This window comes from Roseateles sp. (assembly GCF_039929605.1).
Classification (GTDB): domain Bacteria; phylum Pseudomonadota; class Gammaproteobacteria; order Burkholderiales; family Burkholderiaceae_C; genus Pelomonas.
In genome coordinates, this window is record NZ_JBDSQX010000111.1 from 1 (window position 1) to 16,271 (window position 16,271).

Below are 16,271 nucleotides of genomic sequence, written 5' to 3' on the forward strand. Positions count from 1 at the left end.
CCTGGGCAGGGCGTCGACGGAAAAGCTTGTCTTCATCGGCGCCTCGACGGGGGGCACCGAGGCCACCAAGGATGAGCTGATCAACCTGCCGGCCGACAGTCCGGCCGTCGTCATCACCCAGCACATGCCGGCCGGCTTCACGAAGAGCTATGCCGCGCGGCTGGACGGCCTGTGCAAGATCCGCGTGAAGGAAGCGCAGGACGGCGAACGCATCCTGCCCGGCCACGGCTACATCGCCCCCGGCGGCCTGCACCTGACGGTCGAGCGCAGCGGCGCCAACTACATCGCCCGCGTGCAGGACGGCGAGCCCGTCAACCGCCACAAGCCTTCGGTCGAGGCGCTGTTCCTGTCGGCCGCCAGGGTCGTCGGCCAGAACGCCATCGGCATCATGCTGACGGGCATGGGCGCGGACGGCGCCAAGGCGATGAAGGTCATGAAGGACGCCGGCTCCTACAACTACTGCCAGGACGAGGCGAGCTGCGTCGTCTTCGGCATGCCACGCGAGGCAATCGCGGCCGGCGCCGCCGACGAGGTGCTGCCGCTGAACCAGATTGCCGCCAAGGTGCTGGAGCGGCTGCGAGCCACTTCGGGCATCTCACTCAACCGGGTCTGATCCCGGGGTCACCTCGCCGCTTCGGCTTTGGCCAGCCGGGTCACGGCAATGCTGCGTTCAGGCGGCAGCGGCGGCTTGAAGCCATCCAGCTGCTTGGCCGTCGCCAACGGCACGTAGAGCGTCGGCTTGGAAGGCGCGGCCTTGACAAGCACGACGACGCGGGCCGTGCGGTCAGCAGCGGCCTCCTTCAGTTCGGCGTTCGAGTCAGTGAACGCGGGCGATGCGCTGGCTACCAGCAGCAGGGCTGCGGCCAGTGAGGACAAAGTGATCCAGCGGTAGAGCGAGTTCATGGCGATTCCTTGTTGGTCTGGTTATCCTAGGCACCCAAGGAACGCAGACCAAGCGCTCGTTTCTGCACTGATTGGTTGATTTAGCTTACCAATGGCTTCGCTGGACCGCTTCCCCCTCCACTACCTCGCCGCCTTCCGCGCCGCCGCACAGACCGAAAACCTGCGCGCAGCGGCAGAGAGCCTGCACCTGACGCACAGCGCCGTCAGCCAGCAGATCCGTGGCCTGGAGACGCAGATCGGCTTCGAGCTCTTCACCCGCCAGGGCCGGCGCCTGACGCTCAACCCGGCCGGGCAGGCGCTGCAGCGCGCGGTCATCAGGATGTTCGCGGAGCTGCAGGCCGGGCTGCTGGTGGCGGCGCAGGCGCACGGCAGCGCAGCGCAGACGCTGCGTGTGACCGCCCTGCCCTCGTTCGCCCAACGCTGGCTGCTGCCCCGGCTGCCGAACTGGCAGGCGCTGCAGCCCTGCATCACGCTGGACCTGCATGCCTCGCAGCAGGTGGTGGACCTGGAACGCGAGGGCTTCCACATCGGCCTGCGCATCGGCCGGGGCCCGTGGCCGGGCCTGGTCAGCGAACCGCTGTTCCACTCGCCTCACATCGTCGTGGCAGCGCCGCTGCTGGGGCAGCGGCTCGTGGGCATGCCGCCCGAGGCGCTGGCGCTGCAGCCGCTGCTGGGCGACGCAGACCTGTGGCGGCAATGGTTCACCGAAGGCGGCCACACGGGCGCGGTGGCGGCACCGGTGGCGACCTTCAACGATGCCGCGTTGCTGATCCAGGCCGCCGAACAGGGTATGGGCGTGGCGTTGACGCGGGAACTCTTCGCCGCGGATGCGCTGCTGGACGGCCGCCTCGTGCGCGTGTCGGCCCAGGCCACCGACGAGGACACCACGCGCGACTACCAGGTCGTCTACCCCGAGGCGCTGCGGGAAGACCCGGCCGTACGCACCTTCTGCGACTGGCTGCATGCCGAAGTCGCCGCCGTGCAGCAACGGCTGAACGAGGCCCCAAGGCAGGGCTGACGCCCCGCTGCCCCCGAGGGGCCGCTTGAAGGGCTCGGGAACGGCCCTTCGCTCCTTCAAAGAAACAGTTGCTGCAGATCGCTGAGGAAGTCGAAGCCGCGCTCGGTGGGCTGGATGCGCGCTGCGTCGGTCGTCAGCAGCCCACGGCCGCGCGCCGTCTCCAGCGCCGTGGCGATGCTGGACGGCGGCAGGCCCGTGCGCTCCAGGAACTGCGTCACCGTGACACCATCCTTGAGCCGCAGCGCATTCAGCATGAATTCGAGCGGCAGGTCCTTGCGCGCGACCTCGTGCTCGTTGCTGACCTTGTTCTCCTGTGCCATGAAGGCGGCTGGCTCGCGCCAACGCACCTGGCGCAGCACGCGGTGCGGAAAGCTCAGCTTGCTGTGCGCCCCGGCGCCGATGCCGAGGTAGTCGCCGAACTGCCAGTAGTTCAGGTTGTGGGCGCAACGATGGCCTTCGCGCGAGTAGGCCGAGACCTCATAACGCGACAGACCGACGGCGCCGGTCTTCTCGGTGATGAGGTCCAGCATGTCGCTGGCCAGGTCGGCGTCGGGCAGGTGCTCGGGCGTGCGCGTCGCGAAGACCGTGTTGGGCTCGATGGTCAGGTGATAGATGGACAGGTGCGGCGGCTTGAAGCTCAGCGCCGTGTCGATCTCGCGAGCCAGGTCGTCCAGTGTCTGGCCGGGCAACGCATACATCAGGTCGAGGTTGAAGGTCTCGAAGGCGCCCGCCGCCTCGGTCAGCGCGTCGCGCGCCTGGGTGGCGTTGTGCACGCGACCGAGCACCTTGAGCTGCGCGTCGTCAAAGCTCTGCACGCCGACCGACAAACGCGTCACGCCGGCTTGGCGAAAGCCGGCGAAGCGCTCACGCTCGAAGGTGCCGGGGTTGGCCTCCAGCGTGATCTCGCAGCCCGCCTCCAGCGGCAGGCGGGCGCGGATGTCGGAAATGAGCTGGCCGATCTGCTCGGGGTTGAAGAGGCTGGGCGTGCCACCGCCGATGAAGATGCTGATGACGGGGCGGCCCCAAATCAGCGGCAGCGCGGTTTCGAGGTCGGCACGCAGCGCAGCGAGATAGGCCTCGGCCGTGTCAACGGCCAGCGCACCTTCCTTCACCTCGTGCGAGTTGAAGTCACAGTAGGGGCATTTGCGCAGGCACCAGGGCAGGTGCACGTACAGGGCGAGCGGCGGCAGAGCGGGCATTTGCAAGGTGCCCGGCCGCATCAAATGCAGCAGATCAGCCAAGCCGCCAGACCTCGCGGAATTGCTGGATCAAATGGACGGCCGCCAGCGCGCGGTGGCTGTGCTGGTTCTTCACCACAGCACCCAGTTCGGCCACGGTCTGGCCGAGCGCGGGAATGTGCATCAACGGGTCGTAGCCAAACCCGCCCTCGCCGCTCGGTGCGGTGAGGATCTCGCCAGCCCAGCGGCCCATCGCGATCAGCGGCTCCGGGTCGTCGGCGCTACGCACCGCCACCAGCGCGCAGACGAAGCGCGCGCGGCGGTCTTCGATCGCGGCCATCTCACGCAGCAGATGCTGGTTGTTGGCCGCGTCGCTCTTCTCGCCCCCCGCGTCCAGCGCGTAGCGGGCCGAGCGCACGCCAGGCGCACCGCCGAGTGCGTCGACGCTGAGGCCGGAGTCATCCGCCAGCGCCGGCAGGCCGCTCAACTTCGCCGCGTGGCGGGCCTTGGTCAGCGCGTTCTCAGCAAAGGTCAGATAAGGCTCCTCGGCCTCCGGAATGCCCAGGCTGCCCTGGTTCACCAGCTCGATGCCGAGCGGCGCAAACAACGCCTGCAGCTCGGCGAGCTTCTTGGCATTGTTGGAGGCCAACACGAGTTTCATGCCGACTTCTGCATGACGATCAGCTCACGGATGCCCTTGTCGGCCAGATCCAGCAAGTCGTTCATCTCGTCGCGCGTGAAGACGACGCCCTCGGCCGTGCCCTGCAGTTCGACAAAACCGCCGCTGCCCGTCATGACGACGTTCATGTCGGTGTCGCTGGCCGAGTCCTCGGTGTATTCGAGGTCCAGCAGCGGCACGCCGTCAACGATGCCGACGGAGATGGCCGCGACCGAATCCTTGATGGGCGAGCGCGACAGCTTGCTGTCGGCCAGCAGCTTGTTGACGGCGTCCTGCGCGGCGATGAAGGCGCCGGTGATGGCCGCCGTGCGCGTGCCGCCGTCAGCCTGCAGCACGTCGCAGTCCAGCGTGATGGTGCGCTCGCCCAACGCGGCCAAGTCAAACACCGCGCGCAGCGAGCGGCCGATGAGGCGCTGGATCTCCTGCGTGCGGCCGCTCTGCTTGCCCTTGGCGGCCTCGCGGTCGCTGCGGGTATGGGTGGCGCGCGGCAGCATGCCGTACTCGGCCGTCACCCAGCCCTCGCCCGAGCCGCGCTTGTGCGGCGGCACGCGCTCTTCGACCGAGGCGGTGCAGAGCACGCGCGTCGCGCCGAACTCGATGAGCACCGAGCCCTCGGCATGCACGGTGAAGCCGCGCGTGATGCGCACCGGGCGCAATTGATTGGCAGCGCGGCCTGCGCTGCGCGTGAAATTTTTTGTCATGACGAAAGAGGAGTTAGCGGCGGTTCAAGCCGCGGCCAGATTGGCGGATGACTTCGTTGATCTCGCGCACCGAGCGCTCGATCTCTTCGTCGTCCATGCTGGCCATACCGGCAACCAGCTCGGCGTCCAGCGCGCCCTGGATGGTCGACGCAAAGCCGGAGTTGCCGAGGTTCTGCGTGGTGTCCCCGGCGGGATCGCCCTCGCCTTCCCATTCGACGGAAAGGACGGTGACGTTGTCGCAGCGCGCGCCGCCACGGCGCAGCGCCTGCTCGACGAGCTCGGGCACGGCCTCGGCGATGGACTGGTCGGCCATGTGCTGGACGATTTCGTGGTCCTCGACGCCGCCCCACAGGCCGTCCGAGCACAGCAGGAAGCGGTCCGACGCCTCCATGACGAGCGGGCCCTGGCAGTCCACCATGGGTTTGCCGGGGCTGCCCAGACAGGTGAAGAGCACGTTGCGGTTGAAGGGCTCGGCACCGCGAGCAACGCGGCCGAGCGCTTCCTGCAACTCGGAATAGGAGTGGTCGCGCGTGCGGGCGATCAGCTTGCCACCGCGCACGAGGTACAGGCGCGAGTCGCCGCAATGCGCCCACCAGGCTTGGTTGCCCTGGATGATGCAGGCGACGAGGGTGGTGCGCGGCGTGTCGGACAGGCCCTTGCTCTGCGCATAGCGCAGCAGCTGATGGTGGGCGACGACGATGGTTTCCTGCAGGAAGCGCTGCGGGTCGTCGAGCACCGGGCGGGCGTCCTGCTGGAACAGCGTCGCCAGCGTCTGCAACGCGAGCTGGGCCGCGACCTCACCTTCGGGGTGACCGCCCATGCCGTCGGCCAGCGCAAACAGGCCGGCTTCCCGCGTGAAGCAATAGCCCATGCGGTCTTCATTGGTCTCGCGGCCGCCGCGACGGCTCACTTGGAAGACGCTGAAACGCATCAGGCTTTCGCTCCGGACTTCAGGTTCTCGAGCTGGAGCTTGAGACGCTCGCTGAAGGACAGCTTGGTGTAGCGCCTTTCGGTCTCGCGGGCGAGTTCCTTCTGCAGCGCAAACACGCTCTGCGGGCGCGACAGCGGGTCGAGCGCCATGCACCACTCGGTCACTTCGAGCAGGTTGTCGGAGTAGACATTGCGCAGGCGCGACAGGCTCAGGTTCAGCCGGTCCTTTTCCAGGCGCTGCGGTGCGTCATTGGGCGGGTAGCCCTGCATGCAGGCATAGATGCAAGCGCCGATGGCGTAGATGTCGGTCCACGGGCCGAGCGAGCCGTCGCGCCGGTACATCTCGGGCGCGGCAAAGCCGGGCGTGTACATCGGGCGGATGAAGTTGCCTTCCTTGCTCAGCACTTCGCGCGCGGCGCCGAAGTCCAGCAGCACGGCCTTGTTGTCATTCGTGATGAAGATGTTGGCCGGCTTGATGTCCAGGTGCAGCATCTTGTGCTGGTGGACGATGCGCAGGCCGCGCAGGATCTCGTCGAAGAGGCTGCGGATGGTGGACTCGCGGAAGACCTTGTCGCGCTTCATGTCGCGCGCGGTCACGATGAAGTCCTGCAGCGTGTCGCCCTGCAGGTAGTTCATGACCATGTAGACGGTCTCGTTCTCGCGCAGGAAGTTCAGCACCGAGACGACGCTCGGGTGAGAAATCTGCGCCAGCGAGCGGCCTTCCTCGAAGAAGCTCTTCAGGCCGAGCCGGTATAGCGGCTGTTTCTCGGGCTTGACGCGCGGCGTGAGCTCTCCGGGAGAGCGCTCGGCCAGCGACGAAGGCAGGTATTCCTTCAGCGCGACGAGGTGGTGGTCCGGGTCTTCGGCGAGATAAACCACCCCGAAACCGCCCGCCGCCAGCCGCTTGATGATCTGGTAGCCCCCAACCACCGTGCCGGCTGGCAGGGGCGCCGGCTTCGGCTTGGACATAATCGCGCTTGATCTCTTGTTAACGTCTGTTTTTACGAGTGCGAAATGCCAGTCTACAGCATGACCGGGTATGCCAATTCCCTGGCGCAACCCCCTAAAGCCGAGGACGGCAGCGGCGCCGCGCCGGCGTCCGTCAGCGTCGAATTGCGGTCGGTCAACGGCCGGTTTCTGGACCTGTCGATGCGAATGCCGGAAGAACTGCGCGGCCTGGAGCCGCAGCTGCGCGACCTGATCTCCGCCCGCTTCAAGCGCGGCAAGATCGAGCTGCGCATCAACACCCAGCGCGAGGCCGACGGCGCCTGGCCGCAGCCCCAGCCCGAGCAGCTCAACCGCCTCGCCAGCCTGGAGGCCAAGGTGCGCACCTGGCTACCGCAGGCCGTGCCGCTGTCCGTCCAGGAAGCGCTGAACCTGTGCAAAAGCGGTGGCGCAACCCTGGTGCAGCTCGACGGCGCAACGCTGGAGGCCGCCAAGGCCTGCGTCGAGGGTCTGGCCGAATCGCGCGAGCGCGAGGGCGAGAAGCTGGTGGCCATCCTGAACGAGCGCATCAACCGGCTGCGCGAACTGGCCAACGAGGCCGAACCGCTGCTGCCCGCCGTCGTCGCGCGCCAGCAGCAGCGCTTCTTGGACCGCTGGCAAGAGGCGCTGACCGCGACGGGCGCAGCCGGGACGGTGCCAAAGGAAGCGCTGCAGGAACGCGCGCTGAACGAGGCGGCGGCGTTTGCCATTCGCATCGACGTGGCCGAGGAACTGGGCCGGCTGCGCGCCCACCTCGAGGAGCTGAGCCGGCTGCTGAAAAAGGGCGGCGAGCTCGGCAAGCGCCTGGATTTCCTGATCCAGGAATTGCAACGCGAAGCCAATACGCTGGGTTCCAAATCAGCGGCGCTGGAACTGACGAATATTTCCGTCGAGATGAAAGTCGCCATCGAGCAGATGCGCGAGCAGGTACAGAACATTGAGTAGGTTTTCGGGCCGTTCCAGGACGTCCCGAAAAACTCAATAACTGACTGATCTATAAGGATTTTCTTGTCCCAGACCGTCCCAGGGCGTCGCAGTGCAGCGCGCGCATCCTGTGGGGTTTATTGTGGGGTTTTTCGGGATGCAGCGCGCCGTGGCGCTTTTGCCGACAAAAAACCCCACAGCCTCATGGAGCAGATGGGACATGGACACACAGCAACGACGACCGCTCACGGACCGTGAGCTCAAGACATGGCTGGCCGCAGGCCAGACCGACCGTGGCATCGGCGAAGGTCTCACCTTCGTGGCCAGCGCCTCCGCAGCCAGCAAGGGCAAGGCCTCCTGGATCCTTCGCTTTCGGGTGAATGGCCGGCCACGCGAGAAGGTTCTGGGACGCTACCCGGAGTTGTCACTTAAGGCGGCCCGCGAACAAGCTCGAAAGGATCGTGGCGAGATTGAACGCGGCGTCGACGTCGCAGCAGCCAAGCAGCTAGTCAAGGCTCGAATCACTGAATCGCAGACGGTGCGTGAACTCAGCGAACGCTGGCTCGCAAGGTACATCGAGCCGCGGTACAAGCACCCCGATGTCGTCGCCCGCGTTTTCCGAAAGCACATCAATCCCGTTATCGGGATGCTGGCACCGAAGGACGTGCAGCCGATGCACGTAGACCAGGTGCTCCGCCGCATCGTTGCAGCAGGCGCACCCACCGTCGCGAACGACGCGTTGCGCTACATGGTCCGGATGTTCAAGTTCGCGATGCGGAACCACTGGATCGAACGCAACCCGGCGGCCGACTTTGAGCAGACAGACGCAGGTGGCATGGAGATCCCAAGAGAGCGCTTTCTGACGCTCGTAGAAATCGAGCACTTGGCGCGCTCCATGCACTCCACGCCCAATTTCGGCCGTGAGAACGAGTTGGCCGTGTGGCTGCTGCTCGCCCTCTGTGTACGCAAGATGGAACTCCTCTCCGCGCGCTGGGAGGACATCGACCTCGACGGAAGGGTCTGGACGCTCACGAAGGCATACACGAAGACGGAAATGGCGATCGTGATTCCTCTGGCGGATCCGGTCGTCGGATGGTTGCGAGAGGCGCGGGTTCTGGCGTCAGGTCGGCCTTACGTTTTCCCCGCCCGGCGGCTCGTGCGGCGACGTCTTGGCGAGGCTCGTGTCAATCGCTTCCCGCACATAGGGCCGGACACGCTGAACGTGGCCCTCAAGCGGCTGACTGGCCTGGACATCGCCCACTTCACCGTCCACGACATGCGCCGCACGGCACGCACAAACCTAGCGAGGCTTGGCGTCGACAGGTTCGTGGCCGAGCGTGCGTTGAATCACAAGCTCAAAAATGTCGAAGGGGTCTACGACCGACACGACTACTTTGATCAGCGCATGGACGCGTTGTCCGTCTGGGCAGCAACGCTTGCGGCGTTGTCACGTGGAGAGCCCGCCGCAGATCTCTTGAAGGATCGCAAGCAGCGCGCAACCAACTGATCTCGACACGCATGGGGTGCAAGGGGTCGTGAGTTCGAATCCCACCGTCCCGACCAAAATAAGAAGAGAAATCAAGGACTTAGAAGCGAAAGCCTCTAAGTCCTTTTTCCTTTCTAGCTCCGATTTTTGCACCAGGGGGATACCGGCGCCGGGCTGTAGCGGCAAGTCTTGATACACAACGGGACAAACGGGTGGCTTTGCGTGAGCATGCAGAGCGGAAGCCGCAGGGTCAGCACTTGATCGCCCGCGCCGTCATCACAGCGTTTTCTCAGCGCCGCATCCACCAGTAGTTCAAAGGGCGAGCTGCGCGGCGCGAGGTTAGGTGGTCGAGGCCCCCCGCACAAACGCGGCTCCGCCGCGACAAGCTCAACCATCGCGCGGTCCATCAGTTGCACGGGGCGCTGCAGCCATGCTGAATGCCGAGATGGCGTACCCCGACACCCTCATCCTGGAATCTGACCTCGCTGGACTCACAAAGCAGCTCTTTGAAGTCGTTGCCCTGGCCGGCATGGAAGGGGCCGCCGGTGCGGTCGTTGTGAACCAGTTCGGTATGGAAGCCGACATGGAGCAGCAGGCGCACCGCGTGCACAGGCCATTCACGCGCTTGCTGATTGGCATTGAAGACTCGGGCGATCTTGCTGCGATTGAGCGGGTTCGTGCCGCATTGAGCTGGCCGAGCTACCCGCCTTTCTGAGCGGCGTCCCCACCCTGAATGGTCGAACCCTTGGCGATGCCAGCTTGGTTACCGGCAGCTGCTGGACTCGTCTGTCGCTAGCCGCATGTCGGCTAGCGTGGGCACTCTCACCAGCCTGCCCTGTGTCCATGGTCTGCCATGGCAAACAGCGGGTACATTTCCTGCGGGCTCCGGCCCCCTGCTTTTCCTCCCTGAGCAGGCGCCACTGTGCTGAGCAGAGGCGGTTTCAGCCCCGGCCGCGTGCCGGGGTTTTTCTTTGTTGACACGGTCTGAACGACCCCTCAAGCGCCTCAACGTGGAACCCACCCCAGGCGACCAGTCGACAGCCAAGCGCTTCATTTCTACGCGTTCTCATCGGCGCCGCAGTTCCGTCACCGGCCTACATTCAGGCGAACTGATCACGGAGCGCCCCATGCAAGCACCTCTTCAGACCGCGCCTACAGAGCCTTCACATCCATCGTTCTTGCGCCTGCCTGTTGTCCGGCGCAGGACGGGTCTGGGTCGATCAACGATCTACCGGATGATGTCGAAGAAGCAGTTCCCGGAACCAGTCAGGATTGGTCTGCGCGCCATTGCCTGGCGGGAGGCCGACATCGACGACTGGATGAACTCTCGGCCGCGGACGCATTGATGCCGAAGGACCTGGCCCTGCCTGCCACGATCTGAAGCGTCATCGCTTCGCGGGCCGCGCAGTTGCCCCTCGACGATTGCCATCCTGCACCGAGCGTAGCGCTGCAGCCTCTTCCAGGATGCGCCGCAGCGGCGTGCCGACGATCAGCCTGTCAACAGGTCGCGACCTGCACACCGTCATCTGCTCGCTCAGCGTCGCCTTGGCACGACCAAAGTACCGCGCCACGGATGCTGCCGAACAAAGTCGATGCTCGACGGCCACGCAGGCCACCAAAGCACGCGCCCGAGCCGCGACCGCATCCGAACGCTTGTGAAGATCAAGCGTCGTCGCAGGCTGCACCCTGGCGCCGACCCATGCACCCAGGAGCTCAAGCGCAGCTTCCATGCCGTAGCCGCCTGCAGCGGCAATGAGCTTGGCGGCCCCGCCGTCGGCGACTTTCGCCATGAACTTGTGAGGCCCCAGATTCCCGCGCGCCAGTTCAAGCCCGCGGGTCAGTTCCCACGCACGCCAATCCTCTGCTGATGGGCGAATCGATATCCATTGCCGCAGCGCATTGCGCGCGGCCGGTACAGCATCACCGAAGTGCTTGAGCATTGGCCGGGCGTCAAAGCCCTTGGCCGTCGTCAAGCCAAGCGCGACCCGTAGCGCACCGGTGGAATGGTGTGTCGGAGTTGCACACACGCCCTTGATGACTGGACGCCAGGCCAGCATGCGCATCTCTCGTTTGCGGTCTTCTACGGCGTTGATCGGCTGGGCACTGAAAGCAGCAACGAACACCGGACCGCGAGCCAACTGTGCTTGCCTCACCCATCGCGATACCACGTTGCCGAAGGCGCGCGCAATGCCACTGACGGTGTCGTCAGACCCGATTTTTGCGATGACATGAATCTCCGTCGGCAGCACGACGAAGTCGATCAGCACCCGGCCCGACCGCTGATGGGCGCCAATCAACCGGCTGCGGATGAGTGCGGCGAGCACTGGAGACGATAAGAAGTTTCTGTCGCCTACCGCCTGCCAGCACAGGCTCCAGGTCTTGCCCTGCTCCTCTGTCGAACGCTTCCCAGGACCAGTGCTTTTCATGAGGCAATGACGATTCGCGCGTCAGAAACCTCACCCCTAGGATCGAAGAGCGCGCCAATCGGTTTGAGCCGAGCCAGGCTCTGAGACCAGCAACGAAGCGCCGCCGAACGAGCACGCCCTCGTTGTCCCAGGGCGTCCCAGTGCCATTTGCAGCGGATTCCCCAGAGGACGGAACCTCTACCCCACCGAACGCGCGATGCCACGGGCCATAACCCATCGACTTGGCGGCTTCATCCGCTTAACTTCAGGTCGCCCGAAGTCATCGACCAAGGGCTTTTCATCCACCTCAACTGAAGGAGTTCATCATGGACAAGTCCACCCAAACCGACCAGGAACTGGATCTGCAGGTCGTCGAGCTCGGCGACGCCAAGGAGCTGACCATGGGCATCCCGGCCCAGGTCTACACCGAAGACAACCCGCAGCTGCAGCGTCGCTTCGAAGGCTGAGCGCCTGGGGTGCTCCGCGCCAACAACGGTGAGCACCCCTGAACGCAACGTCCATGCAAGGACGAGTGGTTCGCCTCAGCAGCTTCGCACGCCACACAGCGCCGCAGAGGCTGCGCTCCGTCCTTGCTTTTTCGGGTTCGAACGGAATTCAGAGCCGGTGACCGGCGGCATGCGCTGCGCAAGCCAAGCACGCATAGGACGCACAAGGGAGACAACAAGATGGAACAGAGCACCTCGCAACGACTGCTGAGCCTCGCGCCGCATGTGCGGGCCTGCGAGAGCGACGGGCAGGTCATCTTGCTGGATCTCCGGCGCAATCGGTACATCGGCATCGGCGATTCAGTGGCGGAGAAGCTCACGGCAGCGATTGCTGGCTGGCCGCAGAGCTGCTCAACCGCCGCATGCAAGCCGGCACAGGACAGCGACGCCGTCATTCACCGGCTGATGGCCCAGGGCCTTCTGTCGGCCTCGACAGCCGCTCCCCAACCTCACCCGAGCATTGCCGAAGCCACTGCTTCGGTCGACCTTGGCGCGCTTACCGGCAGCCGCATCGGCGCCAGGCGCGTCGGCAGCTTTCTGACGAACGCGGCAGTCGCCGCGCTGTGGCTGCGCTGCCGCTCACTGCATGCCATCGCCGGGTCGGTCGCCGAGCGAAGCCGGCGACTTGATCACCCGCAGCCAGAGTCGCTCAAAGAGATCGAAGCCGCCGCAGCGGTCTACGACTGGCTGCGACCGCTGGTGTTCACGGCTCGCGACAACTGCCTGCACGACTCGCTGGCATTGGTCCGATTCCTTGCCGGTGAGGGTCTGCGTGCCAGGTGGGTCATCGGCGTCAAGACCTGCCCCTTCGGCGCGCATTCATGGGTCCAGAGCGGCCACACCGTCCTGAACGACCAGCATGAGAACGTGCGCCGGTTCCGGCCCATCCTCGTCGTCTGAACCTCAGGTATCGAGATGTTTCGCTATGTCGCCATCGCCTGGGACGAATCGCGTCCGCAGAGTTCGACCGTGGCCAACGACCTGGCCATGAGATGCCAGTCACTCGAAGCCTGGGATGCAGCCCTCGCACGCCCAGGGCTTCAGGTGTTTACGACGGGATCGGCATCCGGCGTCAACAGCGTCCATCCGCTCCTCGGTGGGATGGGCGTCGTCCTGGGCAAGCTGTTCCGGCGCAGTGACCTCGACGCCACACCGGTGCGGCATTTCCACCTCGGCGGCGCCGAAGCAACCCGCATCGTCGACAGCGGCGGCCGGGCGCTGGTGGCTGACTTCTGGGGCCGCTATGTCGCCTTCATTCAGACGGCGTCGGGATCAACCGCCGTGCTGAGGGACCGCAGTGGCACCCTGCCCTGCTTTCGGATCGTGCGCGAGGGCGTCTCCATCGTCTTTTCGTGGCTGGAGGACGCACTGCGCTTGCTGGCGCCCGCCGCCTTGCCCGCAGTGAACTGGGACGCACTGCTGGCGCAGCTGGCCCACGGCCTACTGGGCGGACGGGAGACCGCGCTCGAAGGCGTGACAGAAGTGCTTGCAGGCGAGTGGCGCGACCTTCACACCGACAAGTCCACGCTGTTGTGGAGCGCGGTCGACATCGCCCTGTGCGGCACTGGCCATGCGGGCGAGGCCGACCTTGGCGCTGACGAGGCCACCCGGCAACTTGGCCGGGCCGTCCGCTCCTGCACCCGCGCCTGGGCGGCCTGCTACGACACCGTGCTGCTCAGGCTGTCCGGCGGCGTCGACTCCTCCATCGTGCTCAGCTGCCTCGCGCCGGGCGCCGTAGCGGCCGACGTCATGGCCCTGAACTACTACTCGCCGGGATCAGACAGCGACGAGCGCCACTACGCTCGGCTGAGCGCGGCCCGGGTCGGACGCGACCTGTTGGAGCGTGAACGCGAGGGCGGGTTCAAGGTCGACCGCGTCCTGAGCATCGCCCGCATGCCCGCCCCCGTGCCCTACGTCGGCTGGATGAACGCCAGCACCGATGCCAGCGTCGCCGCCGCCTACGGGGCCCCGGCCTTGTTCACAGGTGCCGGCGGCGACCCGCTCTTCTACGAATTCCCCCGCTGGTGGCCGGCAGCGGACTACCTGGCACGGAACGGCATGAACACCGGCTTCGCCGCCGCTGCGATGGACGCGGCCCGCCTCGGCAGGCTGTCGGTGTGGCGGACTGCCCTGCTGGCGTTCAAGGAGACCCTGCGACCGGATCTGTCGGCCAGGTCGCAGGGCGGCTTCGAGGGGCTGCTGGCACCAGAGGTTCGACAAGGCAAGACGTCGGCCCAGCGCTTTGCGCATCCGGGCCTTGCATCAGCCACGGACCTGCCGATCGGCAAGTACATGCAGACTGTGTCGCTGATGCATCCGCTGGGCTACTACGACCCCTTCGAGCAGGCGGCGGCACCCGAACTGGTGAACCCCCTGCTGTCGCAGCCCCTGGTCGAGCTTTGCCTGCGGCTGCCGACCTATCTGCTGACCCAGGGCGGCCGGGGACGTGCCTTGGCGCGGCGAGCCTTCGCGGCAGACCTGCCGTCGCAAGTCATCAACCGCCGTTCCAAAGGCGGGATGGAGGAGCACATCAAGGCCGTGCTGGCGGCCAACATCGAGACCATCAAGGGCATGCTGCTAGAAGGTCAACTGAGCGCGCGGGGCTTGCTCGACCGCGGCAAGGTCGAGGAGCTGTTGTCCGGCCGACCGACCAAGCTCATCGGCGCGGTCAGTGAGATCCATGGACTCGTGGCCGTGGAAGCCTGGCTGGCACGCTGGCCGCGATGAATCCACAGCCCGGTATGCCGTCGTTGAACAAGCTTGCGCCAGCGCTTCGCCTCCTTCTCTCGGGGGCTGACCGGTCGGTCGCATGGCGGCTTGCGGCGGGCACCCTGCTCGCCGTCGTCGGCGGCGCACTTGCCGGGGCGACCCCGCTGGCTCTCAAGGAAATGGTCGACGCTGCGGCCTCATTCCGAACCACACCAGACGCAGCGGCCTCGATGGCGCTGTTCGGCGCCGCTTACCTGATCTGCCTGGGTGCCGGCCGCCTGCTGAGCGAACTCCGGCCCATCCTGACCAGTGCTGCGGAACAGCGCCTCTTCGCATGGCTGCGATGCCGGTACTTCGAGCACCTGCTGGGCCTGCCGCTCGCCTTCCACCTCGGTCGCCGCACCGGGGCCGTGGTCCACAACCTGCAGCAAGCCATCTCCGGCTACCAGGTCATCAGCTATCACGTCGTCAACAGCTTCGTGCCGGTGCTGGTCGAGGCGGCCACCGTCGCCATCGTGCTGCTCACCCTGGGGCAGCCGGCATTGACGCTGACCTTTGCCGCCACCGCAGCGGCTTACTTCGGGGTCATGTGGCATCGCACCGCTGGCCTGAGCCGGGCCGCACAGAAAGTCGCCGACACCGGCATGGACGTCCAGGCGCTGTTGACCGACGGCCTGATGAACTACGAACCCATCAAATGCTTCGGTGCCGAGCGCACTGTCCTCGCTGGCTTCGAGCAAACAGTCAACCAACTGGAAGACCGGTGGGCGCAGCTGCAAAAGCAGCGCCTGTGGCTCGGCGTCGCTGTGTCCGCGATCTTCTGCATTTCGCTGACGGCTTCCCTGCTGATCGCCGCCATGGCGGTGGCGGATGGCACGCTGACGGTCGGCGGCTTTGTGCTGGCCAATCTCTACACGATGCAAGTCATCCGGCCGCTGGAGATGGTGTGCACTGCCGTCCGGGAAACCTATCAGGGCCTGGCGTTCGTGCGTCCGTTGATGGACATCTTTGCGATGCCGACCGAACGCAGCTTGCTCTCGATTCTGGAGCACCCCCAGCGAAGTGATCCCGGTCCCGGCGGCCAAGACCCTGCGCCTGCGCAGTCACAACATGTGAGCTTCGAAGACATTCACCTGACGTTCGACGCAGGCAGGCCAGTACTCGCCGGCTTCAGCCTCAACGTGCCGGCCGGCAGCTCGGTCGCCATCGTCGGCCCCAGTGGCGGCGGCAAATCGACGCTTGTCAGACTCCTGCTGCGGCTCGTCGAACCGCAGCAGGGCATCGTGCGACTCAGTGGCATCGACGTCGCCACGATCCCCGCTGCCGAGCTGAGGTCAAGGATCGCGATCGTCCCGCAGGACGTCATGCTGCTCAACGCCACGGTGGCCGTCAACATCGGCATTGGCAAGGACGGCGCAACGCCAGCGGAGATCGAGCGCGCCGCGTGCATCGCCGGCCTGCATGACTTCATCACCACCCTGCCCTTCGGCTATGACACCGCCATCGGCGAGCGGGGCCTGAAGCTCTCGGGTGGAGAGCGGCAGCGGATCGCCATCGCCCGCGCCGTGCTGCGCGACCCGGACATCTACGTGTTCGACGAGGCCACCTCGATGCTCGACGCCGGCTCCGAAGCCTCCATCCTGCAAAGCCTTCGGAAGATCTCGATGGGCCGCACCACCCTCACCATCGCCCACCGGTTGTCGTCGATCCAGAACGCCGACCTGATCGCGGTGCTGTTGGGCGGCCGGATCGTTGAGCAAGGCGACCATGAGGCGTTGCTCGCGCTTGGCGGCGCCTACGCGCAGCTGTGGCGCTCGCAAATGGCGGGCGCGTGACGGTGGCAGGCCG

Annotated in this window: 17 protein-coding genes; 10 read left to right on the plus strand and 7 right to left on the minus strand. The window is 65.9% G+C overall.

The window, feature by feature from the left end:
• Positions 1–613: chemotaxis protein CheB (locus ABIS05_RS15190; RefSeq protein ID WP_348012655.1), on the plus strand; the 613-nt coding region annotated here is incomplete at its 5' end.
• 8 nt (positions 614–621) lie between these two features.
• Here ABIS05_RS15190 and ABIS05_RS15195 read toward each other — a convergent pair.
• Positions 622–903 carry a hypothetical protein gene (locus ABIS05_RS15195; RefSeq protein WP_348012656.1) on the minus strand — a complete coding sequence of 94 codons (282 nt, stop codon included), beginning with the start codon at positions 901–903 and terminating at the stop codon, positions 622–624.
• A 91-nt stretch (positions 904–994) separates the two neighbouring features.
• On the opposite strand from ABIS05_RS15195, the gene ABIS05_RS15200 reads away from it, so the two are divergent.
• Positions 995–1,921 carry a LysR substrate-binding domain-containing protein gene (locus ABIS05_RS15200; protein WP_348012657.1) on the plus strand — a complete coding sequence of 309 codons (927 nt, stop codon included), beginning with the start codon at positions 995–997 and terminating at the stop codon, positions 1,919–1,921.
• Between the two features lie 56 nt (positions 1,922–1,977).
• Here the strand turns inward: ABIS05_RS15200 and hemW are convergent, their stop codons facing one another.
• From hemW to ABIS05_RS15225, 5 genes are read right to left on the minus strand one after another with little or no spacing between them, the layout of a single operon-like run.
• Positions 1,978–3,141 carry a radical SAM family heme chaperone HemW gene (gene hemW, locus ABIS05_RS15205; RefSeq protein ID WP_348012688.1) on the minus strand — a complete coding sequence of 388 codons (1,164 nt, stop codon included), beginning with the start codon at positions 3,139–3,141 and terminating at the stop codon, positions 1,978–1,980.
• 13 nt (positions 3,142–3,154) lie between these two features.
• A complete protein-coding gene (gene rdgB / locus ABIS05_RS15210) occupies positions 3,155–3,760 on the minus strand; it encodes an RdgB/HAM1 family non-canonical purine NTP pyrophosphatase (RefSeq protein WP_348012658.1) in 606 nt (201 codons plus the stop codon).
• Entirely contained in the window at positions 3,757–4,479 is a 723-nt protein-coding gene (rph, locus tag ABIS05_RS15215; protein WP_348012659.1) for a ribonuclease PH, read from the minus strand. Before rph ends, rdgB begins: the two co-directional genes overlap by 4 nt.
• A gap of 13 nt (positions 4,480–4,492) precedes the next feature.
• Entirely contained in the window at positions 4,493–5,410 is a 918-nt protein-coding gene (locus tag ABIS05_RS15220) for a PP2C family serine/threonine-protein phosphatase (RefSeq protein WP_348012660.1), read from the minus strand.
• Positions 5,410–6,378 carry a serine/threonine-protein kinase gene (locus tag ABIS05_RS15225; protein ID WP_348012661.1) on the minus strand — a complete coding sequence of 323 codons (969 nt, stop codon included), beginning with the start codon at positions 6,376–6,378 and terminating at the stop codon, positions 5,410–5,412. Before ABIS05_RS15225 ends, ABIS05_RS15220 begins: the two co-directional genes overlap by 1 nt.
• 45 nt (positions 6,379–6,423) lie before the next feature.
• Between ABIS05_RS15225 and ABIS05_RS15230 the strand changes: the two genes are divergently transcribed.
• From ABIS05_RS15230 to ABIS05_RS15245, 4 genes are all read left to right on the plus strand, one after another.
• Positions 6,424–7,338, plus strand: coding sequence for a YicC/YloC family endoribonuclease (locus ABIS05_RS15230; protein WP_348012662.1), 915 nt, complete (start codon positions 6,424–6,426; stop codon positions 7,336–7,338).
• 199 nt (positions 7,339–7,537) lie between these two features.
• Entirely contained in the window at positions 7,538–8,824 is a 1,287-nt protein-coding gene (locus tag ABIS05_RS15235) for a tyrosine-type recombinase/integrase (protein WP_348012663.1), read from the plus strand.
• Between the two features lie 409 nt (positions 8,825–9,233).
• Positions 9,234–9,518, plus strand: a complete 285-nt coding sequence (locus ABIS05_RS15240; RefSeq protein ID WP_348012664.1) for a hypothetical protein — start codon at positions 9,234–9,236, stop codon at positions 9,516–9,518.
• 412 nt (positions 9,519–9,930) lie between these two features.
• Positions 9,931–10,149, plus strand: a complete 219-nt coding sequence (locus tag ABIS05_RS15245; protein WP_348012665.1) for an AlpA family transcriptional regulator — start codon at positions 9,931–9,933, stop codon at positions 10,147–10,149.
• 39 nt (positions 10,150–10,188) lie between these two features.
• Here the strand turns inward: ABIS05_RS15245 and ABIS05_RS15250 are convergent, their stop codons facing one another.
• On the minus strand, positions 10,189–11,229 hold the full coding sequence (locus ABIS05_RS15250) for a hypothetical protein (protein ID WP_348012666.1): 1,041 nt from the start codon (positions 11,227–11,229) through the stop codon (positions 10,189–10,191).
• Between the two features lie 305 nt (positions 11,230–11,534).
• Here ABIS05_RS15250 and ABIS05_RS15255 point away from each other — a divergent pair, with 305 nt between their 5' ends.
• The 4 genes from ABIS05_RS15255 to ABIS05_RS15270 all read left to right on the plus strand — a co-directional run bounded on the left by ABIS05_RS15255 (position 11,535) and on the right by ABIS05_RS15270 (position 16,258).
• Positions 11,535–11,675, plus strand: coding sequence for a rubrivinodin family lasso peptide (locus ABIS05_RS15255; RefSeq protein WP_348012667.1), 141 nt, complete (start codon positions 11,535–11,537; stop codon positions 11,673–11,675).
• Between the two features lie 219 nt (positions 11,676–11,894).
• Positions 11,895–12,614 carry a lasso peptide biosynthesis B2 protein gene (locus ABIS05_RS15260; RefSeq protein ID WP_348012668.1) on the plus strand — a complete coding sequence of 240 codons (720 nt, stop codon included), beginning with the start codon at positions 11,895–11,897 and terminating at the stop codon, positions 12,612–12,614.
• Positions 12,615–12,683: 69 nt separating this feature from the next.
• Positions 12,684–14,441, plus strand: coding sequence for an asparagine synthase-related protein (locus tag ABIS05_RS15265; protein WP_348012669.1), 1,758 nt, complete (start codon positions 12,684–12,686; stop codon positions 14,439–14,441).
• Positions 14,438–16,258 (plus strand): ABC transporter ATP-binding protein, encoded by a 1,821-nt coding sequence (locus tag ABIS05_RS15270; protein ID WP_348012670.1) that lies wholly within the window; start codon positions 14,438–14,440, stop codon positions 16,256–16,258. Before ABIS05_RS15265 ends, ABIS05_RS15270 begins: the two co-directional genes overlap by 4 nt.
• Positions 16,259–16,271: the final 13 nt, after the last annotated feature.